This is a genomic window from Parahaliea mediterranea (genome assembly GCF_017255185.1).
In the GTDB taxonomy this organism is placed as follows: Bacteria; Pseudomonadota; Gammaproteobacteria; order Pseudomonadales; family Halieaceae; genus JAFKCZ01.
Genome location: NZ_JAFKCZ010000007.1, coordinates 301,227 through 324,591, shown reverse-complemented (window position 1 = coordinate 324,591; position 23,365 = coordinate 301,227). Strand labels below are relative to the sequence as shown.

Genomic DNA, 23,365 nt, shown 5'->3' with positions numbered 1-23,365 from the left:
CCTTGCCAAAAACCGCTATCAACACCGCCATGGCCTTCGACTATGGCCTGCGCCAGATCGGCGTGGCCGTGGGCAATTGCCTGCTGGGCACCACCCAGCCACTGACCACCCTGCCGGCCCGGGACGGCGTGCCCGACTGGACGGCGCTGGGCTCCCTGGTCGCCGAATGGCAACCGGACGTCCTGGTGGTGGGGGAACCGCTCAACATGGACGGCAGCAACAGCGAACTCAGCGCGCGGGCGGGCAAATTCGCCCGTCGCCTGCACGGCCGGCTGGGCCTGCCGGTGGAGCTGGCGGACGAGCGCCTGAGCAGTTTCGAAGCCAAGGAACAGCAGCGCGAACGCGGCCACCGGGGCGACTACAAGGCGCGGCCGGTGGACAGCTACGCCGCCGAGCTGATCCTGCAAACCTGGCTGCGGGAGCGCGGGCTCAGGTCCGACTGACTGCCGTGGCGCTCAGCGCCCGAAGCGGTGGCTACCCTTGTCGGCATCGTCGTAGCTCAGGCCCTCGGTTTCGTCCAGGCTGAACTGGCCGCGTTCGTGCATTTTGATCATCAGGCGCACGTCGTTGGAGGAGTCGGCGTAGCGAATGGCCTCCTCCGGAGTGATCCGGCCCTCGTTGTAGGCCGCGAACAGTGACTGGTCGAGGGTCTGCATGCCGAGTTCGCCGGACTTCGCCATCACCTCCTTGATCAGGTGTACCTCGCCCTTGCGGATGTAATCCTGGATCAGCGGCGAGTTGAGCAGGATTTCCACGACCGGGGTCAGGCCCTTGCCGTCCTTGCGCGGCAGCAGTTGCTGGGCCACCATCGCCTTCAGGTTTAGCGACAGGTCCATCCACACCTGGTTGTGCAACTCCGCCGGGAAAAAGCTCTGGATGCGATCCAGGGCCTGGTTGGCGTTGTTGGCGTGAAGGGTGCAGAGGCAGAGGTGGCCGGTTTCGGCGAAAGCCAGGGCCTGAGTCATGGTCTCCGCCGAGCGCACCTCGCCGATCAGGATCACGTCCGGCGCCTGGCGCAGGGAGTTGCGCAGGGCCACGTCGAAGTTCTCGGTGTCGACACCCACCTCGCGCTGGGTAATGAGACAGCCGGCATGCTCGTGGAGGAATTCGATCGGGTCCTCGATGCTGATGATGTGGCCGCGGCTGTGCCGGTTGCGGTGCCCCACCATGCTGGCCAGGGAGGTGGTCTTGCCGGTGCCGGTGGCGCCGACGAATATCACCAGCCCGCGCTGGGTCATGGCCAGGTCCTTGACGATCGGCGGCAGGCCCAGCTCCTCAATGGTCGGGATTTCGGTCTTGATGCGCCGCAGCACCAGCCCGTAGCTCCCCCGCTGCATGAAGGCGCTGACCCGGAAGCGCCCGAGCTCGCCGCTGGATATCGCGAAATTGGCCTCGTGGTGCTCGACAAACTCGGCCCGCTGCTGGTCGTTCATGGTCGACAACACCAGCTCCCGCGCCTCCTCGCTGCCCAGCACCTGGTCGGCGATGGGGTAGAGCTGGCCGTTCACCTTGATGCAGGGCGCCGCGCCGGCGGTGATAAAGCCGTCGGAGGCGTTCTCCCTGACCACACGCTCCAGCAAGTGCTCGATATTCACTTCCCACCTCCCAGCCAGTCCCCGGGGACGGCACTCGTCAGTCGATTGTTGCCGCCATTAAAATTCGGCCCCGATGCAACGCGCGCCAATCGCGCGCAAGCCGCCGGCGGGGCGAGACCCTAGAAATTCTCCGGCATGCGCGCTTTCTCGCGGGCCACTTCCCGGGTGATCACGCGCTTCTCCACCAGATCGTGCAGGCACTGGTCCATGGTCTGCATGCCCAGGGCCTGGCCGGTCTGGATCGCCGAGTACATCTGCGCCACCTTGTCCTCGCGAATCAGGTTGCGAATGGCCGAGGTGCCGCGCATGATTTCGTGCGCCGCCACCCGGCCGCCGGTGGCGCGTTTCATCAGGGTTTGTGACACCACCGCCTGCAGCGATTCGGAGAGCATGGAGCGCACCATGGCTTTTTCGGCCGCGGGGAATACATCCACTACCCGGTCGATGGTCTTGGCGGCCGAGGTGGTGTGCAGGGTGCCGAACACCAGGTGCCCGGTTTCCGCCGCGGTCAGGGCCAGGCGGATGGTCTCCAGGTCGCGCATCTCGCCCACCAGGATGATATCCGGGTCCTCGCGCAGGGCCGAGCGCAGGGCCTCGGCGAAACCCAGGGTATCGCGGTGCACCTCGCGCTGGTTGACCAGGCACTTTTTGCTCTCGTGCACGAATTCGATCGGGTCCTCGATGGTCAGGACGTGCTCGTATTTGTTGTCGTTGATGTAGTCCATCATCGCCGCCAGGGTAGTGGACTTGCCCGAGCCGGTGGGGCCGGTGACCAGCACCAGGCCGCGCGGCATCATGGCGATATCGCGGAACACCTGGCCCATGCCCAGGTCCTCCATGGTCAGTACCTTGGAGGGAATGGTGCGGAACACCGCGCCGGCGCCGCGGTTCTGGTTGAAGGCGTTGACCCGGAAGCGGGCCACGCCGGGGACCTCGAAGGAGAAGTCGGTTTCCAGGAACTCCTCGTAGTCCTTGCGCTGCTTGTCGTTCATGATGTCGTAGATGAGATCGTGCACCTGCTTGTGATCCATCGGTGGCAGGTTGATACGACGCACATCGCCGTCGACACGAATCATGGGAGGCAGGCCGGCGGACAAGTGGAGGTCGGAAGCCCCCTGTTTGGCGCTGAATGCAAGCAGTTCTGTTATATCCACCGATCCCCTCCCCTGGCTGGCCAGGTGTCCGCCCCACCCCGGGGCCACTCCGGCCGATTGCACCGACTACATGCCGGCGCTGTTTTTCTTGGTGCCGCTTCGGCTACTATTCGCCCCATGAGCGAGCGACAACTTCACGACAATATAGCAAAACTGCTGGATAGAGTAAGCCGGGCCGCCCAGAATTGCGAGCGCGACCCCGCGGACATCACCGTGCTGGCGGTGAGCAAGACGCGCCCCGCGGCGGACATTCGCGAAGCCGCCGCGCTGGGGCTCGACCAGTTCGGCGAGAACTACCTGCAGGAAGCGCTGGACAAGATCGAGGCGCTGCGCGATTTGCCCTTGACCTGGCACTTCATCGGCCCGATCCAGTCCAACAAGACCCGGGCCATCGCCGGGCACTTCGACTGGGTGCACAGCGTCGACCGGCTGAAAGTCGCCCGCCGCCTCAGCGAGCAGCGCCCCGACAACCTGCCGCCGCTGCAGGTGTGCCTGCAGGTGAATATCTCGGGGGAGGACAGCAAGTCCGGCGCCGACCTCGACGCCCTGCCGGAACTGGCCGCCGCGGTACTCGAGCTGCCCCGGCTGACACTGCGGGGACTGATGGCAATTCCCGCCGCCACTGGCGACACGGCGGCCCAGCGCGCGGCGTTCGCCCGCCTGCGGAAGGCGATGACGGCACTGGGCATGCCGCAACTCGACACCCTGTCCATGGGCATGTCGGGCGACCTGGAGGCGGCCATCGCCGAGGGCGCCACCATCGTGCGCGTGGGCACCGACATCTTCGGGCCGCGCGGGTGATTTTGCCCGGCGGCGGCGTGTATACTGCCGCATCGGATTCCACCCTATTGCCGAACGCATAGGTGACCCCGGCAACGGGCGCGCGGCCTCCGATATTGGCCGAATGAATTCGGCCCTACAGGCACACGCCAAAGCGAGGCCATGTAGGGTCGAATTCATTCGACCAACCCCGTGGCAGCAACCACGTAGGGCCGAATTCATTCGACCAACCCGGTGGCAGCGACCATGTAGGGCCGAATTCATTCGACCAAACCCGTGGCAGCAACCATGTAGGGTCGAATTCATTCGACCAATCCCGTGGCAGCAACCACGTAGGGTCGAATTCATTCGACCAATCCCGTGGCGGCAACCACGTAGGGTCGAATTTGGTCGACCGGACCAGCGGCGGCAGCCAAACAGGGCCAGAAGACTACCCGCCATTGTCGGGCAATGCCTTCGACCCAATCCGCCCAACCATTGAACACAGATACGGAGCGACCCTTGAGCGAACCCAGCATCGCCTTTATCGGCGCCGGCAACATGGCCAGCAGCATTATCGGCGGCCTGGTGGAAAGCGGGCACTCCCCCGACGCCATTTGCGCCGCCGACCCCTCGCCCGAGAGCCTGGAGCGCCTGCGGCGAAGCCTGCGGCGAACCGCGCCGGTGCGCACCAGCACCGACAACGCGACGGCGGTGAGCGGCGCCGACGTGGTCATCCTGGCGGTCAAACCCCAGGTGATGTCCCAGGTCCTGGAAGGCATCGCCGGTCCGGTGGCCGAGGCCGGCGCGCTGGTGATTTCCATCGCCGCGGGCATTACCATCGACAGCATGCGCGCGCGCCTCGGGGACAGCACCGCCATCGTCCGCTGCATGCCCAACACCCCCGCCCTGCTCGGCTGCGGCGCCAGCGCCCTGTTTGCCAACGCGCGGGTGGACGCGGCCCAGCGCGGCCATGCCGAAACCATCCTCGGCGCCGTCGGCATCGTCGAATGGGTGCCCACCGAAGCGGCGCTGGACGCCATCACCGCCCTGTCCGGCAGCGGCCCGGCGTATTTCTTCCTGTTCATGGAGGCGATGATCGAGGCCGGCTGTGAGCTGGGCCTGGAGCGGGAGACCGCCACCGCCATGGCCCGGCAAACCGCCCTCGGCGCGGCGCGCATGGCCATCGAGGGCGACGCGGACCTGGTGGAACTGCGCCGGCGGGTGACCAGTCCGGGCGGCACCACCCAGGCGGCGATAGAAAGTTTCGAGAGCGACGGCCTGCGCGACACCGTGAAGCGCGCGATGCAGGCCGCCGCCAACCGGGCCGTCGAAATGGCCCGGGATATGGGATAGCAAGGAAAAGGCATAGCAATGAACGCGGCAAACGACATATTCAGCTACCTGCTACAGACCGCCATCAGTCTCTACCTGCTGGCGATGGTGCTGCGCTTCCTGCTGCAGCTGGTGCGGGCCGATTTCTACAACCCCATCAGCCAGTTCCTGGTCAAGGCCACCAATCCGCTGGTGGTGCCCCTGCGCCGCGTGTTGCCCGGCCTCGGCGGCATCGACCTGTCCTCGCTGGTGCTGGCGCTGGTGATCCAGAGCCTGGGCATCATCTTTATCCTGTTCCTGAAAACCGGCGCGGTGATCCTGCACCCGGTGGTCCTGCTGTGGGCGCTGATCGCACTACTGGGGCTGGTGATCAATATCTACTTTTTCTCGCTGCTGGCGGTGATCATCCTCAGCTGGGTGGCGCCGGGCGGCAACAACCCCGCCCTGTACCTGCTCCACCAGATCACCGAGCCGGTGATGGCACCCTTCCGCAAGATGCTGCCACCGATGGGCGGCATGGATTTCTCGCCGATCCTGGTGTTCATCCTGATCAATGTGCTGAAGATCGCCCTCGGGCACATGGCCGCCGGCGCCGGTATGCCGATGGGCGTGGCAATGGGAATCTGAGCGCTCGATGGAAGCACCTACCGAACGGTCGCTGGGCATCGTAGAGCCCCGCACCGAGCATTTCGAGGAGCCCCTGCGCCTGGCCTGCGGCCGCGATTTCGGGCCCTACGACCTGGTCTACGAAACCTACGGCGCGCTGAATGACGACTGCTCCAACGCGGTGCTGATCTGCCACGCCCTCAGCGGGCACCACCACGCCGCCGGCTACCACAGCGAAGCCGATCGCAAGCCCGGCTGGTGGAATGCCTGCATCGGCCCTGGCAAGCCCATCGACACCGACCGCTTTTTCGTGGTCAGCCTGAACAACCTCGGCGGCTGCCACGGCTCCACCGGACCCGCCTCCCCCAATCCCGACACCGGCCGCCCCTGGGGCCCCGATTTCCCGCCCCTGCGGGTGCGCGACTGGGTGCACAGCCAGAAACGGCTGGCCGACCGCCTGGGCATCGCGCGCTGGGCGGCGGTGATCGGCGGCAGCCTGGGAGGCATGCAGGCGATGCGCTGGGCCCTGGAATACCCCGACATGGTCGAGCACTGCGTGGTGATCGCCTCGGCGATGAAACTCAGCGCCCAGAATATCGCCTTCAACGAGATCGCCCGCCACGCCATCCAGTCAGACCCCGACTTCAGCGAGGGCCGCTACCTGGAGCGCGAGTGCGTGCCGGCCCAGGGCCTGGCGCTGGCGCGGATGGTGGGGCATATCACCTACCTCTCGGACGACGCCATGGCCAACAAGTTCGGCCGCGACCTGCGCTCGGGCACGCTGGAGCGGGGCGACGAGGAGTCGGTGGAATTCCAGGTGCAGAGCTACCTGCGCTACCAGGGCAACCAGTTCTCGGGCAGCTTCGACGCCAACACCTACATCCTGATGACCCGGGCCCTGGATTACTTCGACCTCGCCCGGGAGTACGGCGACGACCCGGTGGCCGCCTTCGCGCGCGCCAAATGCAGTTTCCTGGTGATCTCCTTCTCCACCGACTGGCGTTTCTCGCCGCAGCGCTCGCGGGAAATCGTCGACGCCCTGATCGCCGCCGACCGGCCGGTCAGCTACGCCGAAATCGAGGCCAGCGAGGGCCACGACGCCTTCCTGCTGGCCCTGCCGCGCTACCGCGACCTGTTTCGCGCCTACATGCAGCGGGTGGGGGGGGGCTCCCAATGAGACTGGACCTCACCCACATCCAGCGCTGGATCGAGCCGGGCTCCAAGGTATTGGACCTGGGTTGCGGCGACGGCGAATTCCTCAAGCAGCTGCGGGACACGCGCCAGGTGCGCGGCATGGGCCTGGAAATCGACCCCGACAACATCACCGCCGCGGTGAGCCGGGGCCTGGACATCGTCGAGCAGGACATGGATCGGGGCCTCGCCAACTTCCCGGACCAGAGCTTCGACACCGTGGTCATGGCCCACGCCCTGCAGGCGGTGCACTACCCGGACCGGGTGCTGGACGAGATGCTGCGTATCGGCCGCGAGGGCATCGTCACCTTCCCCAACTTCGGCCACTGGCGCTGCCGGCTCTACCTGGGCACCCGGGGGCGCATGCCGGTGTCCAAATTCATGCCCTACAGCTGGTACGACACGCCCAACATCCACTTCTGCACGGTGAACGATTTCGAGGCCCTGTGCCGCGACAAGGGCATCCGCATCGCGGCCCGGGAAATGGTCGGCAACACCCAGCGCCGGCCCCTGCTGGCGGGGGCCTGGCCCAATATGTTCGCGGTGACCGCGATCTACCGTATTACCCGCTGACATGAAGCTACGACAACTGTACTGCCTGTTCACCCTGCTGCTGGCCTGCGCCCCCGCGCTGGCGCAGCAGTCGGAGCGTTTCGGTCCCTATGAACTCCACTACAGCGTGGTCAACACCACCTTCCTGGAGCCCGAGGTCGCGGCGCGCTACGGCATCGTGCGCGGCGAAAAACGGGCGATCGTGAACCTGGCCGTGCGGGAACACCTCGCCGAGGGCGGCGCCGCCACCCGTCCCATGCAACTCAAGGGGCGCACCTGGGACCTGATGCAGAACCAGGATCTCGACTTCCAGGAGGTGCGCGAGGGGCCGGCGGTGTACTACATCGCCCCGTTCCGCTTCATCAACCGCGAGTGGCGTTTCTTCGAGGTGGACTTCCGCCCCGAGGGCGCGGACACAACCTATACTTTCAAATTCAAGCACCAGCTGTTTATTCACTGACTTATGAGCCATACAAGCGATAGGGCCGGCACCGTGGTGCTGGCCAGCGGCAACGCGGGCAAGCTGAAGGAGCTGTCGCGCATCCTCGCACCCCTGGGCCTGGAACTGCGCTCCCAGGGCGAGTTCGACGTGCCCGACGTGGCCGAAACCGGCCTCAGCTTCGTCGAGAACGCCATCCTCAAGGCCCGGGCGGCGGCCGCGCACACCGGCCTGCCCGCCATCGCCGACGACTCCGGCCTGGAGGTCGACGCCCTGCGGGGCGCGCCCGGTATCTACTCGGCGCGCTACGCGTCCTCTGATGGCAAGGGAGAGGGCGAGGGCGACGCGGCCAACAACCGCAAGTTGCTGGCGGCCCTGGACGGCCTGCCCCGGGAACAGCGCCGGGCCCGCTTCCAGTGCGTGCTGGTGTACCTGCGCCACGCCGGCGACCCCACTCCGGTGATCGCCCAGGGCAGCTGGGAGGGCTACGTACTCGAGGCGCCCCGCGGCGAACAGGGCTTTGGCTACGACCCCTTGTTCTACGTGCCGGAGCACGACTGCAGCGCGGCGGAGCTGGAGCGCGAGCTGAAAAACCGCATCAGCCACCGCGCCAGGGCCTGCGCCAGGCTGGCGGAGGCCCTGCAGTCCGGGGGCTGACGATGGCCACCCCGCCCCCCCTGGGCCTGTACATCCACCTGCCCTGGTGCGAGCGCAAGTGCCCCTATTGCGATTTCAATTCCCACGAGGCCCGCGACATCCCCGAGGCCGCCTACGTGGACGCGCTGCTGCGCGACCTCGAGGACGAGCTGCCCCGTGCCCAGGGGCGGACCGTGGATACGCTGTTCATCGGCGGCGGCACCCCGAGCCTGTTCAGCCCCGGCGCCATCGCGCGACTGCTATCGGGCATCGGTGCGCGACTGCCCCTGTCCCCCGACCTCGAGGCGACCATGGAGGCCAACCCCGGCAGCGCCGAGGCGGAAAAATTCGCCGGCTTCCGCGCCGCGGGCATCAACCGCCTGTCGCTGGGTATCCAGTCCTTCCACGACGAACAACTGCGCGCCCTGGGCCGCGTGCACAGCGCCGACCAGGCCCACGCGGCCATCGCCATGGCGCGGGCGGCGGGCTTCGACAATTTCAACCTAGACCTGATGCACGGCCTGCCGGACCAGGACGGCGAACGCGGCCGCGAGGACCTGCGCATCGCGCTGTCCTACGAGCCGCCCCACCTGTCCTGGTACCAGCTGACGATCGAGCCGAACACGGTGTTCCACAAGCGCCCGCCAGCGCTGCCGGTGGAGGACACGCTGGCGGACATCCAGGAACAGGGGGAGGCGATCCTGCGCGGCGGGGGGCTGTCGCAGTACGAGGTCTCGGCCTGGTCGCGGCCGGGCCGGGAGTGCCGGCACAACCTGAATTACTGGTCCTTCGGCGACTACCTGGGCATCGGCGCCGGCGCCCACGGCAAGATCACCCACGGCGACGGGCGCATCGAGCGCTACGCGAAGCGGCGCCAGCCGGGGGACTATCTGGCGGCGGGAGCGGGGGGCTTCCAGGCGAGCCAGCGCTGGCTGGGGGTCGAGGAGCTGCCGGGGGAGTACATGTTGAATGCCCTGCGGCTGGCACAGGGCACGACCCTGTCCAACTTCGAAAAGCGGACCGGGCTCGATAGCCAAGTGATCGAGCCGCTATTGGATCGCCTGGCCAGTCGCGGACTGGTGGAAGCCCACGACAACGTGCTGCGCTGCACGCCCACTGGCTGGCGCTTCCTCGACAGCGTGGTCGGCGAGTTTTTCTAGCGGATGCCGGGGCGAGTTCCGACCGGCTCCCGGCACTATCTGCGAATCGCGCGGTACAAGACCAGTAACACCAGAGCGCCAATCACCGCGGTGACGATACCTTCCAGGCTGAACTGGCTGACACTGCCGCCAAGTCCCGTCACGGTGCCCAGGTAGCCACCAACAAAGGCACCGGCAATACCGATCAGGGTCGTGACAATGAAGCCCCCCGGGTCCCGGCCCGGTATAATCCACTTGGCGAGGATACCCGCAATCAAGCCCAATACGATCCACGACAGAATGCCCATATTACCTCTCCTCAGACCAACACTTGAATGCCCGGTCAGGCGCTGCGGGTAAACAGCAAATCCCAAACCCCGTGCCCCAGCCGCTCGCCGCGCTGCTCGAACTTGGTCAAGGGCCGATGCGCCGGCCGGGGTGAGTACTCACCCTCGCCAGCCACGTTGCGCAGAGCGGGATTGGCGGATAGCACCTCCATCATCTGCTCGGCGTAGTTCTCCCAGTCCGTGGCCAGGTGCAACACCCCGCCGGGCTTCAGGCGGGAGACCAGCAGCTCCACGAAGGGCGGTTGGATCAGGCGGCGCTTGTGGTGGCGCTTCTTGTGCCAGGGGTCGGGGAAGAAGACCTGCACCGTATCCAGCGACTGCGCCGGGATGCAGTGGCGCATCACCTCCACCGCGTCGTGGCAGAACACCCGGATATTGTCCACGCCGCGCTCGGCCATGCTGTGCAACAGGCGGCCCACGCCGGGCTTGTGTACCTCGATGCCAATAAAGCACGTATTGGGCGCGGCCTCCGCCATCGTCACCAGCGACTGCCCCATGCCAAAGCCGATCTCCAGCACGATGTCACCGGGAGAGGCAAAGAGCGATTCGAGGTCGAGTTCTTCGGGTGTGTAATCCAGCCCCCAGCGTGCCCAATTGGCCTCGAAGGCACGTTTTTGCCCCTCGGTCATGCGCCCCTCGCGCAGGACGTAGCTGCGGATGGGTCGGTGCTTCCTAGTGTCCGGAGCGGTGCCCGATGGCGAGTCACTCACGGCAGCAGCTTCCAGCCCGCCACGGCCAGGCAGGCCCAGCCGGCGATAAAGGCCAGTCCACCCAGGGGGGTGACCGCGCCGAGCCAGCGGGTGCCGGTGAGGGCGAGCAGGTAGAGGCTGCCGGAGAACAGGAGCAGGCCGAACAGGAACAGCCAGCCGCTGGAACGCAGCAGGGTCGACGGGGGTTGGTGCAGGGCCAGCAGGCCCACGGCCAGCAGGGCCAGGGCGTGATAGAAGTGGTACTGGACCGCGGTTTCGAACACGCCCAGGGCGTAGTCGTCGAGGCGACCGCGCAGGGCGTGGGCGCCGAAGGCGCCAAACATAACCGCCAGCATGCCGGCCAGCGCGCCTATCGGCAGAAACAAGTGAGTCATGGGGAGGATTCTAACGCATACGGGGCGGCAATTCGCCGCCCCGGTGGCAACATCAGGCCGCGATCGCGACCCGCAGTTTCTTCATGGCGTTCTGTTCCAGCTGGCGGATGCGCTCGGCGGAGACGCCGTAGTGGTCGGCCAGCTCGTGCAGGGTCGCCTTCTCCTCCGCCAGCCAGCGCCGGGCGAGGATGTCGCGACTGCGGTCGTCGAGGTCGGCCATGGCGCGGTGCAACTGCTCCTCGCTGTTTTCCCGCCAGTCGCTGGACTCCACCGCCACGGCGGGGTCGGAGCGCTTGTCCTCCAGGTAGTACTGGGGGGCCTGCCAGGCGTCGTCGTCATCGCTGTCCAGCGGCGAGTCGAAGGCCACGTCGCGGCTGCTCAGACGACCCTCCATGCGCTGTACTTCGTTCACGTCCACGCCCAGGTCCTCGGCCACCGCCCGGGTTTCCTCCGGGGTCAGCCAGGCCAGGCTCTTCTTGGCGCTGCGCAGGTTGAAGAACAGTTTGCGCTGGGCCTTGGTGGTGGCCACTTTGACGATGCGCCAGTTGCGCAGGATGTATTCGTGCATCTCGGCCTTGATCCAGTGCACGGCGAAAGAGACCAGGCGCACGCCCTTCTCCGGATTGAAGCGCCGCACCGCCTTCATCAGGCCGACATTGCCCTCCTGGATCAGGTCCGCCTCGGCGAGGCCGTAGCCGGTATAGCTGCGGGCGATATGCACCACGAAGCGCAGGTGCGACATCACCAGCTCGCGCGCGGCCTCGAGATTGTCGTTGTAGTACAGGTCCTCGGCCAATTCCCGCTCCCGCTCTGCGCTCAGCAGCGGGATACTGCTCACGGCCTGTACATAGGCCGTAAGGTTTGCGCCCGGCACCATCTGGTCGACAGGCTGAAGGGTCTTGCTCATCTGAGGGTTCTCCATGTTCAGCGTGCTGATTCTAGCACTCAAGCTATTAGAGTGCTAATCACGCAATAGTTCCGTCAGTATCGCGTACATTTATGAATTATTAACTAGAAATCAGCGACTTAGCGGGCCACAAGGCAATGGCTCGCAGCGCCGGACCGGCGGCGACCGCTGCCGCGCCGGCGATCAACGGGGCTCGATGGCCCCCAGGTGCCGGGACACCGCGAGCCAGGCGCCGGCCAGGCCCAGGCCCCCGCCCAGCAGCACCAGCTGCAGGCTGCCGATCAGGCCGATGCCGACGAGGTGGAAGTCGCTCTGGTAGAGCTGCGCGAGCCGGCTCACCGGCTCGTCGAGGTACCACAGCGCGCAGAGCACCAGCAGGGCCGCGATGGCGCCGCCCCCCACCCCGTACCAGAGGCCGGTATAGAGGAAGGGACGCCGCACAAAGGCGTTGCTGCCGCCCACCAGCTTGACGATCACGATCTCCTCGCGCCGGCTCTCGATGGCCAGGCGGATGGTGTTGCCGAGAATCAGCACCACGCCGAACACCAGCACGCCGGCCAGGGCCCACACCAGCCGCCGGCCCAGATCCATCAGGCTGTTCAGGCGCTGCACCCAGGCCATGTCCAGCACCGCCTGGTCCACCGTGTCCAGCGCGGCCAACTCGGCCTGCAGCGCGTCGGGAGCCACGCCGGTCGCGGGGGTGACGAGCACCAGGTGGGGCAGGGGGTTGTCGTCCAGGTTGGCCAGCACGTCGTCGAAGCCCGACAGCTCCGCGAACTCGGCCAGCGCCGCTTCCCGGGACACCAGGCTGGCCTCGGCCACGTCGCCCCGCGCGGCCAGCCGGGCATGCAGCGACGCGGCTGTACCGTCATCCACCGCGGGCGCCAGGAACAGGGAGATGCGCGCCGGGCTATCCCAGCTGCCGCTGACGACGCGGGCGTTCTCCAATGCCACGCCCAAGGCCACGGGCAGCGCCAGGGCGATGCCGATGGCCAGCCAGGTCAGCAGGCTCGAGGCGGGGCTGTCCAACACCCGGCGCAGGCTGTCGGCGGCGGACAGGGAGTGGTGGTCGCGCCAGGCGCGATAGTGGTCGCGCAGGCGGGTCCGGCTGGCGCTGGCGCCCTCGCGGCGCGGCGCGGCGGCCGCGCCCTTCACGCGGCGGCCCCCAGCAGGCGCCCGTCCCGCAGGGTGATGATGCGGTGCTGCAGGCGCGAGATCAGCGCCAGGTCGTGACTGGCGATCAGCACGGTCACCCCCACCTGGTTGAAGTCCTCGAACAGCTGCATGATCTCCGCCGACAGCGCCGGGTCGAGGTTGCCGGTCGGCTCGTCCGCCAGCAGGATGCGTGGCCGCCCCACCACCGACCGGGCAATCCCCACCCGCTGCTGCTCGCCGCCGGAGAGGGTGACCGGCAGCGCCCGCTCGCGCTGCAGCAGGCCCACCTTGTCCAGCGCGGCGCGCACCCGGCGGCCGATTTCCCGGTGGTCGTAGCCGGCGATCACCAATGGCAGGGCGACGTTGTCGAAAACATTGCGATCGAACAGGAGCTGGTGGTTCTGGAACACCACGCCGATGTTGCGGCGGTGGCGCGGGATACCGCGGGAGCCCACCGAGGCCAGGTCGCGCCCGTCCACCAGGACCTTGCCCCGACTGGGCCGGTCCATCAGCATAACCAGCCGCAGCAGGGTACTCTTGCCGGCGCCGGAGTGGCCGGTGAGGAACACCAGCTCGTCACGGGCGATATCCAGGCTGACCTCGCGCAGGGCGTCGTGGCCCTCCTCGTAGCGCTTGGTCACCCGGTCGAAACGGATCATGCAGGGGCGTCGTCCCGCTCGAACAGCGCGCGGATAAAGGGCTCGGCCTCGAAGGGCCGCAGGTCCTCCAGGGACTCGCCCACACCGATATAGCGGATGGGCAGGCGCAGTTTCTTGGCGATGGCGAAAATCACCCCGCCCTTGGCGGTGCCGTCGAGCTTGGTCAGGGTGATGCCGCTCACGCCCACCACCTGCTGGAACTGGGCCGCCTGGGACAGGGCGTTCTGGCCGGTACCGGCGTCCAGCACCAGCATCACCTCGTGGGGCGCCTCCGGGTCCAGCTTGCCCATCACCCGCACCACCTTGCGCAGCTCTTCCATCAGGTGGTCCTTGTTGTGCAGCCGCCCGGCGGTGTCGGCGATCAGCACGTCGGTGCCGCGAGCCTGGGCGGCCTGCAGGGCATCGAAGATCACCGAGGCGCTATCGGCGCCGGTGTGCTGGGCGACCACCGGCACGCCGTTGCGCTCGCCCCAAACCTGCAACTGCTCCACCGCCGCGGCGCGGAAGGTATCCCCCGCCGCCAGCATCACCGAAAGGCCCTGGTCCCGATAGCGCTGGGCGAGCTTGCCGATGGTGGTGGTCTTGCCCACCCCGTTCACGCCCACCATCAGGATCACGAAGGGCTTGTGACCGCATGGATCCAGGGGCAGCTCGCAGGGCTCAAGCAGCGCCTGTAGCTCTTCCTTCAGGGCCTGCTCGAGGGCTTCCGGGCGCGTGAGCTCGCGGCGCGACACGCGCTGGGTCAGGCGCTCGATAATCTCCACGGTGGCGTCGACGCCGACGTCCGCCAGCAGCAGGCGGGACTCCAGCTCCTCCATCAACTCGTCGTCGATTTCCTTGCTGCCCAGGAACAGGGTTCCCAGGCCCTGCACCAGGTTGTCGCTGGTGCGGCCGAGGCCGCGGCGCAGGCGACGGAAAAAACCCGCCTCCTTGGCAGCGGGCTCGGGCGGCGGCGCTGTATCCGCGGCCGCCGGGGCTTGCGCGGAAGCGGTCGCGGCGGTTTCCGGCGCGACTGGCGGCCCGGCTTCCGGTGCGGGCACCTGGGCGTCCGGCGCCGGCACCGGCGCTTGCTCAACGGCGGGCTCCGCGGGTTCGGTCGGTTGCGTCACCGGGCCGGCGTCGGGCGCCGCCGCCGGTTTATCCGCGGCTTTCTTGCGTCTGAAAAACTTCATAATCTGTCGTGGTGGTGTAAGGTTCGCAGACGGGACTTCTGCGCAGTCGCGTATCCTACCACCCTTGCACTGGACGAAGAAATGCCACGGCACAACAGCGGGCCCCGCGGGGCACACCAACAGCGCCCGGGCGGCGAGCGAACCGGCCGGGGCGGCGACTCGCGGCTGCGCATCATCGGCGGCCGGTGGCGCGGCCGCAAACTGGCCTTCACCCCCGCCGAGGGCCTGCGCCCCACCACTGACCGGGTGCGCGAAACCCTGTTCAACTGGCTCGCACCGGATATCCGCGACGCCCGCTGCCTCGACCTGTTTTGCGGCAGTGGGGCGCTGGGCCTGGAAGCCCTGTCGCGCGGCGCGCGGCACTGCGATTTCGTGGACACCAACAGCGGCAACCTGCAACGGGTGGTGGCGCACCTGGAGACTCTCGAGGCGCGGAGCATGGGCACGTGCCACGGCGGCCCGGCCGACCGCTTTCTCGAGCAGGCCGCGCCGGGCTGGGATATTGTGTTTATCGACCCCCCTTTCGAACAGGGCCTCGCGGCGCCCGCCTGCCGACTGCTCGACCAGCGAAAACTGTTGCGCCCGGGTGCGCGCATCTACCTGGAAACCGGAGCGGGAGAGGCCTCGCCGGAGCTGCCCGCCGATTGGCACCTGCACCGGGAAAAACGCGCCGGCGGCGTGATCTACCGCCTGTACTTCACCCCCGGGGACGGGTAGCGACCGATTGCGCGCGCCGGCGCGACTGTTTACCATCCGCCTTCGGTCGCCGAGCGAGTCCCAATATGAGCAAAGAAACCATTATCTACCCGGGCACATTCGACCCCATCACCAACGGCCACGTGGACCTGGTGGAGCGCGCATCGCGCCTGTTTGATCGCGTGGTGGTGTCCATTGCCCACAGCCAGAAGAAGGGGCCGCTGTTTTCGCTGGAGGAGCGCGTCGCGCTGTCGGAGCAGTGCCTGTCCCACCTGGACAATGTGGAGGTGCGGGGCTTTGACATCCTGCTGACCCACTTCGTACAGCAGCAGGGGGCGCGCTGCGTGCTGCGCGGCTTGCGCGCGGTGGCGGATTTCGAATACGAATTCCAGCTGGCCAATATGAACCGGGCGATGAATCCGGAGTTCGAGAGCATCTTCCTCACGCCCTCGGAACACCTGTCCTACATCTCCTCGTCCCTGGTGCGGGAAATCGCCTCGCTGGGCGGAGATATCACACCCTTCGTGCCGCCGCCGGTGGCGATGGCCCTGAAGGAGCGCTTCAGCGCCCCTACCTGAGACTGCGCGGCGGGCGGCTACTCAGCCGCCGACTCGCCCCGCGCCTCCCTGGCGCGCTCGATATCCTTGTTGGTGTAACCCACTTCGCGGCAACCCAGGCAGCGCATGAAGGTGGTTTTGGCCGGCCCGACCATCAGTGTTTCCGCGGCCTCGCTGGCGTGGCCCGCCAACAGGGTGAAAGGCAGGCTCACCACGAAGGCCGCGGCGCCACCCACGGTCATCACCAGACCGAAGGGCCGCGCCACCAGCAGGTCGCCGACCATGGCGCCCGCGCTCGGGCTCTCGTCGATCGCTTCCTGGGCCCACAGCGCCTGCGGCAGGGCCAGGCTGGCGATCACGGCGGCCGCCGCCAGCCGACGTGTCATCGGTTTTATTGTCATTCTCCACTCCCCGGGTGTTCCCGTTCCCCTGAGGCTGAACAGTGTAGCCTGATCAGCGCTGGCAGGTCACGCAATAGACGGTGCTGCGCTGGGCCAGGTGCCGCTCCCGCAGCGGCGCGCCGCAGGTCTTGCAGGGCTGGCCCGCGCGGCCGTAGACGTACAGCTGCTGGGCGAAGTAGCCCGGCTTGCCGTCACCGCCCACAAAATCCCTGAGCGTAGTTCCGCCCTGATCTATAGCAGAAGTAAGCACTTGCTTCACGCGCTCTGCCAGGACCTCGTAGCGGGCCCTGGCGATGCGCCCGGCACTGCGATCCGGACGAATCCCCGCCAGGTGAAGCGCTTCGTTGGCGTAAATATTACCGACGCCCACCACGATGCGCCCGTCCATAAGGAAGCTTTTTACCGGCCCGCGCCGGCCGCGGGAGCGCCGATAGAGCAACTCGCCGTCGAAGTCCGGCGATAACGGTTCCGGCCCCAGGTGTTCCAGCAGCGGATGGGACTCCCCCGATGGCAGCCACAGGAAGCAACCGAAGCGGCGCGGGTCGTTGAAGCGCAGGGTATCACCGCCACTGAGCAGCACATCGATGTGGTCGTGACGCTTCGGTGGCGGCGCCGCGCCGCGCAGCACCCGCAGCGAACCCGACATCCCCAGGTGCACCAGCAGGGTCCCCGCCGCCGTGTGGAACAACAGGTACTTGGCGCGCCGCTCGATGCGCTCGATGCGCTGTCCCCGCAGATTCGCGGGCAGGGCTTCGGGCACCGGCCAGCGCAAGCGCGGCTCGCGCACCAGCAGCGCCTCCACCCGCCGGCCTTCGGCGTAGGGCGCGATGCCGCGGCGCGTGGTTTCGACTTCGGGTAACTCGGGCACAAGGGACTCCGGATCGCAGGGCTCCGCCACTATACACCCCCCGCCAAAGAGAGGCGGGCGGATTCATCGCTCCGGGCGACGAGCCCGGCCGCGACGCAAATCCCGCACCTACAAAAAACCCCGGCGGAGGCCGGGGTTTTGGGGGCTTACAAGGTCGGGCAGGCTTACTTGATCTTGCCTTCCTTGTACATGACGTGTTTGCGCGCGACCGGGTCGTACTTCTTCATTTCAAGCTTGTCCGGGGTGGTGCGCTTGTTCTTGTCAGTGGTATAGAAGTGACCGGTACCCGCTGACGAAATCATGCGAATTTTTTCTCTCATCGATATTCTCCCTCAGCTAAAAAGCCGTTTAGACCTTTTCACCACGGGCGCGGATATCGCCGAGAACATTCTCGATACCCTTTTTGTCGATGATGCGCATACCCTTGCTGGAAACCCGCAGGGTAATAAAGCGCTTCTCGGACTCAACCCAGAAACGGTGCTGGTGCAGATTGGGCAAAAAACGGCGACGGGTGCGGTTTTTTGCGTGTGATACATTGTTACCAGTAACCGGACGCTTGCCGGTGACCTGACAGACTCTTGCCATGATTGTCTCTCCCACAAACCCGGGAATTCATAAAAAATTGGTGTGGCTTTGTGGGTCGCATGGAGACCCCAGCCGCGCGAGGCGCGCATTTATACCAGAACGGGCGGGGGCGAGCAAGTCAATCGCTGTTTTTTGGTCGAATAACGTCGACCCTGCGCGGGCCAAGGGTGCCTCCCCCTGCGGGGCGGGTTTCATTCGGCCCTGTATGGGAAAGCCTCCAGGCCGTGTGGACAGGATCCATTCGGTCCTATATGGGAAAGCCTCCGGGCCGTGTGGGCGGGATGCATTCGGCCCTATATGGGAATACCTCCGGGCCGTGTGGGCGGGATGCATTCGGTCCGACATGGGAATGCCTCCGGGCCGTGTGGGCGGGATGCATTCGGTCCGACATGGGAATGCCTCCGGGCCGTGTGGGCGGGATGCATTCGGTCCGACATGGGAATGCCTCCGGGCCGTGTGGGCGGGATGCATTCGGTCCGACATGGGAATGCCTCCGGGCCGTGTGGGCGGGATGCATTCGGTCCGACATGGGAATGCCTCCGGGCCGTGTGGGCGGGATGCATTCGGTCCGACATGGGAATAGCTCCCGGCCGTGTAGGGCGGAATTCATTGCGCCGCTTTTCGGTCGAATGAATTCGACCCTACAGCAATCCCCGCTCGGCGAAGGAGCAGGCCTCCCCGCGACCGACGATGATGTGGTCCAGCACGCGGATATCCAGCAGCTCCAGGGCCTGGCACAGACGTTCGGTAATACGCCGGTCCGCGTGACTGGGCTCGGCCACCCCCGAGGGGTGATTGTGCGCCAGGATCACCGCCGCGGCGCGGTATTGCAGGGCCCGCACCGCCACCTCCCGGGGATAGACCGCGGCGCCGTCCAGGGTGCCGTAGAACAGGTCCTCGCAGTGCAGCAAGCGATGCTGGTTGTCCAGGAACAGGCAGGTAAAGACCTCTCGGTCGCGCCCGCCCAGGTGGTGCTGCAGGAACTGCCGGGTTCGCTGGGGGCTGGTGAGCGCGTCGCCGCTCACCAATTCCTCCTGCGCACCGCGTCGCGCCAGCTCCTGCGCCGCCTGCAGCACCGCCAGCTTGCTGTCCCCCATGCCCAGGCAGGCGAGCAATTGCTCGCGCGGGGCCCCCAGCACGCCGCCGATGCCGCCAAAGCGCGCCAGCAGGTCCCGCGCCAGCTGCAGGGCGCTGCACCCGCGGCTGCCGGTACGCAGCAGCACCGCCAGCAACTCCGCGTCACTGACCGCATGACGGCCGCGCTGCAACAGTTTGTCGCGCGGGCCCTCGCCCGCGCCCCACTCCGGGATCGCCATAGCATCGCACCTCCTTGTGCCAGCGGCGGCCAGGCTGAGTGCCGCCCGACCGAATGCGGCCCAGTGGATCGCCGCCCAGCGGAATGCCGCCCGGCGGAATGCCGCCCAGCGGATCGCCGCCCGACCGGATGCGGCCCAGCGGAATGCCGCCCAGCGGATTGCCGCCCAGCGGTGACAAGCGACAAAGGGGGGTGGTATCTTGCCGTAGCCCGCTACCCGTACCGCCTGACCGCAAAGTCCGTGGCGGCACGGGTGGAGAGTCGAGCCCGGCCCGCGCAGCCGGTGAACAGTTTCCCAGTTCGGAAGCCCCGATGGCACATCTTTTTAATCGCAATGTCGTGCTCGGCGTCAGTGGCGGCATCGCCGCCTACAAATCCGCCGAGCTGGTACGCCAGCTGAAATCCCTGGGCGCCAGCGTGCGCGTGGTGATGACCCGGGGGGCACAGGAATTCATCACCCCCCTCACGCTGCAGGCCCTCTCCGGCAACCCGGTGCACACCGAGCTGCTGGACGCCGAGGCCGAGCTGGGCATGGGCCACATCGAGCTGGCGCGCTGGGCGGACCTGCTGCTCATCGCCCCGGCCACCGCCGACCTGATCGCCCGCCTGGCCGGCGGCCGGGCCGACGACCTGCTCACCACCCTGGCCCTGGCGACCCCGGCGCCGGTTCTCCTCGCGCCGGCCATGAACCAGCAAATGTGGCGCGACCCCGCCACCGCGGCCAATGTCGCGCGGCTGGCTGAACGCGGCGTCAAGCTGGTGGGACCTGCCGCCGGCGAGCAGGCCTGTGGCGATGTGGGCCCGGGGCGCATGGAAGAACCCGCGCTGATCGCCGAGCGGGCCGCGGCCCTGTTCGACAGCGGCGCGCTGGCGGGCCTGCGACTGGTGATCACCGCCGGCCCCACCCGGGAGGCGCTCGACCCGGTGCGCTACCTGAGCAACCACAGCTCGGGCAAGATGGGCTACGCCCTGGCCCGCGCCGCGGCGGAGGCGGGCGCGGTGACGACCCTGGTCTCCGGCCCCGTGCACCTCGACACGCCAGCCCATGTGCGGCGCGTCGACGTGGAAAGCGCCCGGGACATGCTCGACGCCTGCCAGGCGCTGGTGGCGGACTGCGACATCTTCATTGCCTGCGCCGCGGTGGCCGACTACCGCCCGGCCACGGTGCGGGAACAGAAGATCAAAAAAGGCGGGGAACACAGCAGCCTGAAGCTGATCCGCAACCCGGATATCGTCGCCGCCATCGCCAATGGCACGCCCCGTCCCTTTACCGTGGGCTTCGCCGCCGAAACACAGGACGTCGTCGACTACGCGCGGGACAAGCTGCAACGCAAAAACCTCGACCTGATCGTGGCCAACGACGTGTCGAAGGCGGACCTGGGTTTCGCCAGTGACGAGAACGAGGTCACGGCAATCTGGCGCGACGGCGCCTCGCAACTGCCCCGGGCCACCAAGCACAACCTGGCCAGGGAGCTGGTGGCCCTGATCGCCGAGCGGCATGCATCGGCCGGCAACAGGGGCGACAGCGCACTTTAGCTTCAGTCGGCACTCACACCCGTAATATGACACACAGGCGATACGCTTCCCCGATGGCAAAACGCAATAACAAAAAGACCGGCACCAAGCCACCGCAAAATATCGACACCCGGGGCAACACCTTCCCCATCATTGTCGCGATTGGCCTGCTTCTCGCACTGTTGACGACAGGCCTGGCCTTCACCTATATCGCCGCCGTCCAGGCACCCAGGCAGGAAGGCGCGATGGCCGAGCGAATCACCCAGGCCCACGCCGCAACCGCCGCGCGCGGAGTCGACAATTACCTGGAACAGCTGCGAGAGCGGGTGGCCAGCGCCGCCACCGCGATACTCGCCGGGCAGTCGCTCGCCGGCGCCGACGCCAGCGAGCTCCGCCAGGCGGAGCAAAGCGCCCTGTCCTTCTTCCCCGACGCGGTCAGCCTGCGCATCCTGCCCCTGGGCGAGCTCGGCACCGCGGTGCTGGCCAACACCGCCTGGGGACTGCGCAATCACATTGAAGTGGACCTGGTGCGCCGGGCCGCCGAGGGCGAGCCCCCGGCGGCAGAGTCCTACGCCCACGAGGGGCGCTGGCTCGCCTCCATGGCGCAAGCGGTCGGCGAAGCGGACGCGGACGGACGCCGGGGCGCGGTGCTCGTCACCATCGACAATACCCGGCTGCAGCAGCAATTGCGCCTGCCCGGGTCCGCGGGCAAGGCGGTCCTGCAGCAGCTATATACCGATCAGCGCGGCAACACACTCAGCCAGGACATCGCCAGCGCCGGTACCGCCAGCCAGCGCGGGGCGCAGATCACCGCCCTCGCGAGTCTCGCCGACACCCGCTGGCGCGTGGCGTTCACCCCCAGCGACGAACTGCTCGACTCGCTGGCCGCGGATCGCGGCGCGCTGTACGCGGCCGCCGGGTTGAGCATGGCCGGCGCCTTTGCGGGGATACTGCTCACCGCGCTCCTGTACCGCCAGCGGGTACGCCGGGAAACCGCCCTGCTGCTGTCCAGGGCGTCCTCGCGCTCCCGCCTTACGCTGGGCCTGCCCGAGCTGGCCGCCATCGGCCGTCAACTGCGGCGCGCAAGCCACGAGGGCCCCGCCGCGCCGGCACCGGAAAGCGACGAAAAAGGGGAAACGGAAACTGTCCTCGCCGACACGGAAGCGGACGCTGCCGGGGGCATCATCGCCGAAGCGGAACCCAGCAGCCTCCTGTACCAGTCCAGCGATATTCTCGACAAGGCGGAACCCGCCGACTCGCAGATACTGGAACTGGACCTCGAACTGGACCGGGAAGAGGGCGGCGAACCGGAAGGCTTTCCGGAGCACATCTTCCGCGCCTACGATATCCGCGGCCATGCCGACACCGACCTGAGTGATGAGCTGGTGTACCGCATCGGTCGCGCCGTGGGCGAGATGGCGGCCGAGCGCGGAGAAAGCAGCGTGATCGTCGGCGGCGACGGCCGGATCTCGACCCCCCGCATCCGCAGCCAGCTGATCAGCGCCCTGCTGGATGGCGGCCTCGACGTGATCGATATCGGCCTGGTGCCAACCCCGCTGCTGTACTTCGCCACCCAGCACCTGGATTCCCAGGCAGGCATCATGGTCACCGGCAGCCACAACCCGCGGGACGACAACGGCCTGAAGATCGTGCTGGACCGGCAGACCATGGCCGCCGGCGGCATCCAGGACATTCGCCGGCGCATGGCGTCCGCCAGCGGCGGCGACGCCGGTTACACCCGCGGGCGCGTGATCACCGAGGATATCGTGCCCGCCTATATCGACGAGGTCGCCGGCGACATCGCCATCGCGGTGCCGCTGAAGATCGTGATCGACGCCGGCAACGGCGCCACCAGCGACATCGCGCCTCGCCTGTTCACCGAGCTGGGCTGCGAGGTGATCCCCCTGTACTGCGAAATCGACGGCAATTTCCCCAACCATCCGCCGGATACCAGCGACGAGCGCAACCTGGATGACCTGTGCGCCGCGGTGCGGGCGGAACACGCCGACTTCGGCGTCGCCTTCGATGGCGACGGCGATCGCGTGGCCGTGGTCACCGGCAGCGGCGCCATCGTGCGCGCCGACCTGCTGATGATGCTGTTCGCCCAGGATGTGGTTTCACGCAACCCCGGCGCGGACGTGGTCTTCGACGTCAAATGCACCCGCCACCTCGCCCGGCTGATCACCCACAACGGCGGCCGCCCCGTCCTGTGGAAGACCGGCCACGCGCTGATGAAACAAAAAATCGCCGAGACCGGCGCGCTGCTGGGCGGCGAGTTCAGCGGCCATATCTTCTTCGGCGAACGCTGGTACGGGCACGACGACGGCATGTACGCCGCCGGGCGCCTGGCGGAAATTCTCAGCACCCACGACCAGTCGCTGGACGCGGCCCTGGAAGACTTCCCGCGCACGGAGAACACCCCGGAAATCCTGGTACCGGTGGAAGAGCGGAAAAAATTCGCGCTGATGCAGAAAATTGCCAGGGAGGCCGATTTCGGCGCCGGAAAAGTCAACAACCTGGACGGAATCCGGGTAGACTTTGACACTGGCTGGGGCCTGCTGCGCGCCTCCAACACCAGCGCCGCCCTCACCGCCCGCTTCGAGGCGGACACGGCGGAGCACCTGGAGGCCATCAAGCGGACTTTTCGGGAACAGGTGGCGCGGGTCGAACCCGAGCTGCAACTGCCCTTTTAGGCCCC

General features: G+C 67.3%; 27 protein-coding genes. 13 read left to right on the top strand and 14 right to left on the bottom strand.

The features are described 5' to 3' along the window. Window positions 1-2: 2 nt before the first annotated feature. Entirely contained in the window at window positions 3-443 is a 441-nt protein-coding gene (gene ruvX, locus JYP50_RS11805) for a Holliday junction resolvase RuvX (RefSeq protein ID WP_347136774.1), read from the top strand. A gap of 12 nt (window positions 444-455) precedes the next feature. Here the strand turns inward: ruvX and JYP50_RS11800 are convergent, their stop codons facing one another. Together JYP50_RS11800 and JYP50_RS11795 are read right to left on the bottom strand one after the other, a co-directional pair. Continuing rightward, window positions 456-1,595, bottom strand: a complete 1,140-nt coding sequence (locus JYP50_RS11800; RefSeq protein ID WP_206560717.1) for a PilT/PilU family type 4a pilus ATPase — start codon at window positions 1,593-1,595, stop codon at window positions 456-458. Window positions 1,596-1,714: 119 nt separating this feature from the next. Then, on the bottom strand, window positions 1,715-2,749 hold the full coding sequence (locus JYP50_RS11795) for a PilT/PilU family type 4a pilus ATPase (protein ID WP_206560716.1): 1,035 nt from the start codon (window positions 2,747-2,749) through the stop codon (window positions 1,715-1,717). A gap of 117 nt (window positions 2,750-2,866) precedes the next feature. Here JYP50_RS11795 and JYP50_RS11790 point away from each other — a divergent pair, with 117 nt between their 5' ends. From JYP50_RS11790 to hemW, 8 genes are all read left to right on the top strand, one after another. Then, window positions 2,867-3,550: a YggS family pyridoxal phosphate-dependent enzyme gene (locus tag JYP50_RS11790; RefSeq protein WP_206560715.1), complete on the top strand. Its 684-nt coding sequence runs from the start codon at window positions 2,867-2,869 to the stop codon at window positions 3,548-3,550. 480 nt (window positions 3,551-4,030) lie between these two features. Beyond that, window positions 4,031-4,864 (top strand): pyrroline-5-carboxylate reductase, encoded by an 834-nt coding sequence (gene proC, locus JYP50_RS11785; RefSeq protein ID WP_277602470.1) that lies wholly within the window; start codon window positions 4,031-4,033, stop codon window positions 4,862-4,864. An 18-nt stretch (window positions 4,865-4,882) separates the two neighbouring features. Next, window positions 4,883-5,470: a YggT family protein gene (locus JYP50_RS11780; protein WP_206560713.1), complete on the top strand. Its 588-nt coding sequence runs from the start codon at window positions 4,883-4,885 to the stop codon at window positions 5,468-5,470. A 7-nt stretch (window positions 5,471-5,477) separates the two neighbouring features. Beyond that, window positions 5,478-6,626, top strand: coding sequence for a homoserine O-succinyltransferase MetX (gene metX / locus JYP50_RS11775; RefSeq protein ID WP_206560712.1), 1,149 nt, complete (start codon window positions 5,478-5,480; stop codon window positions 6,624-6,626). Then, entirely contained in the window at window positions 6,623-7,213 is a 591-nt protein-coding gene (metW, locus tag JYP50_RS11770; RefSeq protein ID WP_206560711.1) for a methionine biosynthesis protein MetW, read from the top strand. The genes metX and metW overlap by 4 nt, the downstream gene beginning before the upstream one ends. Window position 7,214: 1 nt before the next feature. Then, the gene (locus tag JYP50_RS11765) at window positions 7,215-7,652 is read left to right on the top strand and encodes a DUF4426 domain-containing protein (protein WP_206560710.1); all 438 of its coding nucleotides are present in this window, start codon (window positions 7,215-7,217) and stop codon (window positions 7,650-7,652) included. Window positions 7,653-7,655: 3 nt separating this feature from the next. Continuing rightward, entirely contained in the window at window positions 7,656-8,288 is a 633-nt protein-coding gene (gene rdgB / locus JYP50_RS11760) for an RdgB/HAM1 family non-canonical purine NTP pyrophosphatase (RefSeq protein WP_206560709.1), read from the top strand. 2 nt (window positions 8,289-8,290) lie between these two features. Next, window positions 8,291-9,427 (top strand): radical SAM family heme chaperone HemW, encoded by a 1,137-nt coding sequence (hemW, locus tag JYP50_RS11755; protein ID WP_206560708.1) that lies wholly within the window; start codon window positions 8,291-8,293, stop codon window positions 9,425-9,427. A gap of 35 nt (window positions 9,428-9,462) precedes the next feature. Here the strand turns inward: hemW and JYP50_RS11750 are convergent, their stop codons facing one another. From JYP50_RS11750 to ftsY, 7 genes are all read right to left on the bottom strand, one after another. Then, the gene (locus tag JYP50_RS11750) at window positions 9,463-9,714 is read right to left on the bottom strand and encodes a GlsB/YeaQ/YmgE family stress response membrane protein (protein WP_206560707.1); all 252 of its coding nucleotides are present in this window, start codon (window positions 9,712-9,714) and stop codon (window positions 9,463-9,465) included. Between the two features lie 35 nt (window positions 9,715-9,749). Continuing rightward, complete coding sequence (gene trmB, locus JYP50_RS11745; protein WP_206560706.1) at window positions 9,750-10,463, bottom strand: tRNA (guanosine(46)-N7)-methyltransferase TrmB; 714 nt, start codon at window positions 10,461-10,463, stop codon at window positions 9,750-9,752. Continuing rightward, window positions 10,460-10,837, bottom strand: coding sequence for a DUF423 domain-containing protein (locus JYP50_RS11740; RefSeq protein WP_206560705.1), 378 nt, complete (start codon window positions 10,835-10,837; stop codon window positions 10,460-10,462). The genes trmB and JYP50_RS11740 overlap by 4 nt, the downstream gene beginning before the upstream one ends. 52 nt (window positions 10,838-10,889) lie before the next feature. After that, complete coding sequence (gene rpoH / locus JYP50_RS11735) at window positions 10,890-11,744, bottom strand: RNA polymerase sigma factor RpoH (protein ID WP_206560704.1); 855 nt, start codon at window positions 11,742-11,744, stop codon at window positions 10,890-10,892. Window positions 11,745-11,927: 183 nt separating this feature from the next. Further along, window positions 11,928-12,899, bottom strand: a complete 972-nt coding sequence (gene ftsX, locus JYP50_RS11730) for a permease-like cell division protein FtsX (protein WP_206560703.1) — start codon at window positions 12,897-12,899, stop codon at window positions 11,928-11,930. Then, window positions 12,896-13,558, bottom strand: coding sequence for a cell division ATP-binding protein FtsE (gene ftsE, locus JYP50_RS11725; RefSeq protein WP_206560702.1), 663 nt, complete (start codon window positions 13,556-13,558; stop codon window positions 12,896-12,898). Before ftsE ends, ftsX begins: the two co-directional genes overlap by 4 nt. Continuing rightward, complete coding sequence (gene ftsY, locus JYP50_RS11720; RefSeq protein WP_206560701.1) at window positions 13,555-14,730, bottom strand: signal recognition particle-docking protein FtsY; 1,176 nt, start codon at window positions 14,728-14,730, stop codon at window positions 13,555-13,557. Before ftsY ends, ftsE begins: the two co-directional genes overlap by 4 nt. Window positions 14,731-14,811: 81 nt before the next feature. Between ftsY and rsmD the strand changes: the two genes are divergently transcribed. Continuing rightward, entirely contained in the window at window positions 14,812-15,447 is a 636-nt protein-coding gene (rsmD, locus tag JYP50_RS11715; protein WP_206560700.1) for a 16S rRNA (guanine(966)-N(2))-methyltransferase RsmD, read from the top strand. Window positions 15,448-15,512: 65 nt separating this feature from the next. Then, entirely contained in the window at window positions 15,513-16,004 is a 492-nt protein-coding gene (coaD, locus tag JYP50_RS11710; protein ID WP_206560699.1) for a pantetheine-phosphate adenylyltransferase, read from the top strand. Window positions 16,005-16,021: 17 nt separating this feature from the next. Here the strand turns inward: coaD and JYP50_RS11705 are convergent, their stop codons facing one another. From JYP50_RS11705 to radC, 5 genes are all read right to left on the bottom strand, one after another. Further along, window positions 16,022-16,384 carry a hypothetical protein gene (locus tag JYP50_RS11705; RefSeq protein ID WP_241263057.1) on the bottom strand — a complete coding sequence of 121 codons (363 nt, stop codon included), beginning with the start codon at window positions 16,382-16,384 and terminating at the stop codon, window positions 16,022-16,024. 52 nt (window positions 16,385-16,436) lie between these two features. Then, window positions 16,437-17,252 (bottom strand): bifunctional DNA-formamidopyrimidine glycosylase/DNA-(apurinic or apyrimidinic site) lyase, encoded by an 816-nt coding sequence (gene mutM, locus JYP50_RS11700; RefSeq protein ID WP_206560698.1) that lies wholly within the window; start codon window positions 17,250-17,252, stop codon window positions 16,437-16,439. A 164-nt stretch (window positions 17,253-17,416) separates the two neighbouring features. Beyond that, window positions 17,417-17,572 carry a 50S ribosomal protein L33 gene (gene rpmG, locus JYP50_RS11695; RefSeq protein ID WP_116367864.1) on the bottom strand — a complete coding sequence of 52 codons (156 nt, stop codon included), beginning with the start codon at window positions 17,570-17,572 and terminating at the stop codon, window positions 17,417-17,419. 28 nt (window positions 17,573-17,600) lie between these two features. Further along, the gene (rpmB, locus tag JYP50_RS11690) at window positions 17,601-17,837 is read right to left on the bottom strand and encodes a 50S ribosomal protein L28 (RefSeq protein ID WP_206560697.1); all 237 of its coding nucleotides are present in this window, start codon (window positions 17,835-17,837) and stop codon (window positions 17,601-17,603) included. 641 nt (window positions 17,838-18,478) lie between these two features. Continuing rightward, window positions 18,479-19,153: a RadC family protein gene (radC, locus tag JYP50_RS11685; RefSeq protein WP_206560696.1), complete on the bottom strand. Its 675-nt coding sequence runs from the start codon at window positions 19,151-19,153 to the stop codon at window positions 18,479-18,481. A 311-nt stretch (window positions 19,154-19,464) separates the two neighbouring features. On the opposite strand from radC, the gene coaBC reads away from it, so the two are divergent. After that, window positions 19,465-20,688: a bifunctional phosphopantothenoylcysteine decarboxylase/phosphopantothenate--cysteine ligase CoaBC gene (gene coaBC / locus JYP50_RS11680; protein ID WP_206560695.1), complete on the top strand. Its 1,224-nt coding sequence runs from the start codon at window positions 19,465-19,467 to the stop codon at window positions 20,686-20,688. Window positions 20,689-20,741: 53 nt separating this feature from the next. Continuing rightward, window positions 20,742-23,360 carry a phosphomannomutase/phosphoglucomutase gene (locus tag JYP50_RS11675; RefSeq protein ID WP_241263056.1) on the top strand — a complete coding sequence of 873 codons (2,619 nt, stop codon included), beginning with the start codon at window positions 20,742-20,744 and terminating at the stop codon, window positions 23,358-23,360. The last annotated feature ends 5 nt before the right edge of the window (window positions 23,361-23,365 follow it).

Excerpts from the sequence above, each read along its gene's own strand:
- JYP50_RS11790 (WP_206560715.1), top strand. The coding sequence starts at position 2,867 with ATGAGCGAGCGACAACTTCACGACAATATAGCAAAACTGCTGGATAGA.
- JYP50_RS11780 (WP_206560713.1), top strand. The coding sequence starts at position 4,883 with ATGAACGCGGCAAACGACATATTCAGCTACCTGCTACAGACCGCCATC.
- metX (WP_206560712.1), top strand. The coding sequence starts at position 5,478 with ATGGAAGCACCTACCGAACGGTCGCTGGGCATCGTAGAGCCCCGCACC.
- metW (WP_206560711.1), top strand. The coding sequence starts at position 6,623 with ATGAGACTGGACCTCACCCACATCCAGCGCTGGATCGAGCCGGGCTCC.
- JYP50_RS11765 (WP_206560710.1), top strand. The coding sequence starts at position 7,215 with ATGAAGCTACGACAACTGTACTGCCTGTTCACCCTGCTGCTGGCCTGC.
- rdgB (WP_206560709.1), top strand. The coding sequence starts at position 7,656 with ATGAGCCATACAAGCGATAGGGCCGGCACCGTGGTGCTGGCCAGCGGC.
- hemW (WP_206560708.1), top strand. The coding sequence starts at position 8,291 with ATGGCCACCCCGCCCCCCCTGGGCCTGTACATCCACCTGCCCTGGTGC.
- JYP50_RS11750 (WP_206560707.1), bottom strand. The coding sequence starts at position 9,714 with ATGGGCATTCTGTCGTGGATCGTATTGGGCTTGATTGCGGGTATCCTC.
- JYP50_RS11740 (WP_206560705.1), bottom strand. The coding sequence starts at position 10,837 with ATGACTCACTTGTTTCTGCCGATAGGCGCGCTGGCCGGCATGCTGGCG.
- rpoH (WP_206560704.1), bottom strand. The coding sequence starts at position 11,744 with ATGAGCAAGACCCTTCAGCCTGTCGACCAGATGGTGCCGGGCGCAAAC.
- ftsE (WP_206560702.1), bottom strand. The coding sequence starts at position 13,558 with ATGATCCGTTTCGACCGGGTGACCAAGCGCTACGAGGAGGGCCACGAC.
- ftsY (WP_206560701.1), bottom strand. The coding sequence starts at position 14,730 with ATGAAGTTTTTCAGACGCAAGAAAGCCGCGGATAAACCGGCGGCGGCG.
- rsmD (WP_206560700.1), top strand. The coding sequence starts at position 14,812 with ATGCCACGGCACAACAGCGGGCCCCGCGGGGCACACCAACAGCGCCCG.
- coaD (WP_206560699.1), top strand. The coding sequence starts at position 15,513 with ATGAGCAAAGAAACCATTATCTACCCGGGCACATTCGACCCCATCACC.
- JYP50_RS11705 (WP_241263057.1), bottom strand. The coding sequence starts at position 16,384 with ATGACAATAAAACCGATGACACGTCGGCTGGCGGCGGCCGCCGTGATC.
- rpmG (WP_116367864.1), bottom strand. The coding sequence starts at position 17,572 with ATGAGAGAAAAAATTCGCATGATTTCGTCAGCGGGTACCGGTCACTTC.
- rpmB (WP_206560697.1), bottom strand. The coding sequence starts at position 17,837 with ATGGCAAGAGTCTGTCAGGTCACCGGCAAGCGTCCGGTTACTGGTAAC.
- radC (WP_206560696.1), bottom strand. The coding sequence starts at position 19,153 with ATGGCGATCCCGGAGTGGGGCGCGGGCGAGGGCCCGCGCGACAAACTG.
- coaBC (WP_206560695.1), top strand. The coding sequence starts at position 19,465 with ATGGCACATCTTTTTAATCGCAATGTCGTGCTCGGCGTCAGTGGCGGC.
- JYP50_RS11675 (WP_241263056.1), top strand. The coding sequence starts at position 20,742 with ATGGCAAAACGCAATAACAAAAAGACCGGCACCAAGCCACCGCAAAAT.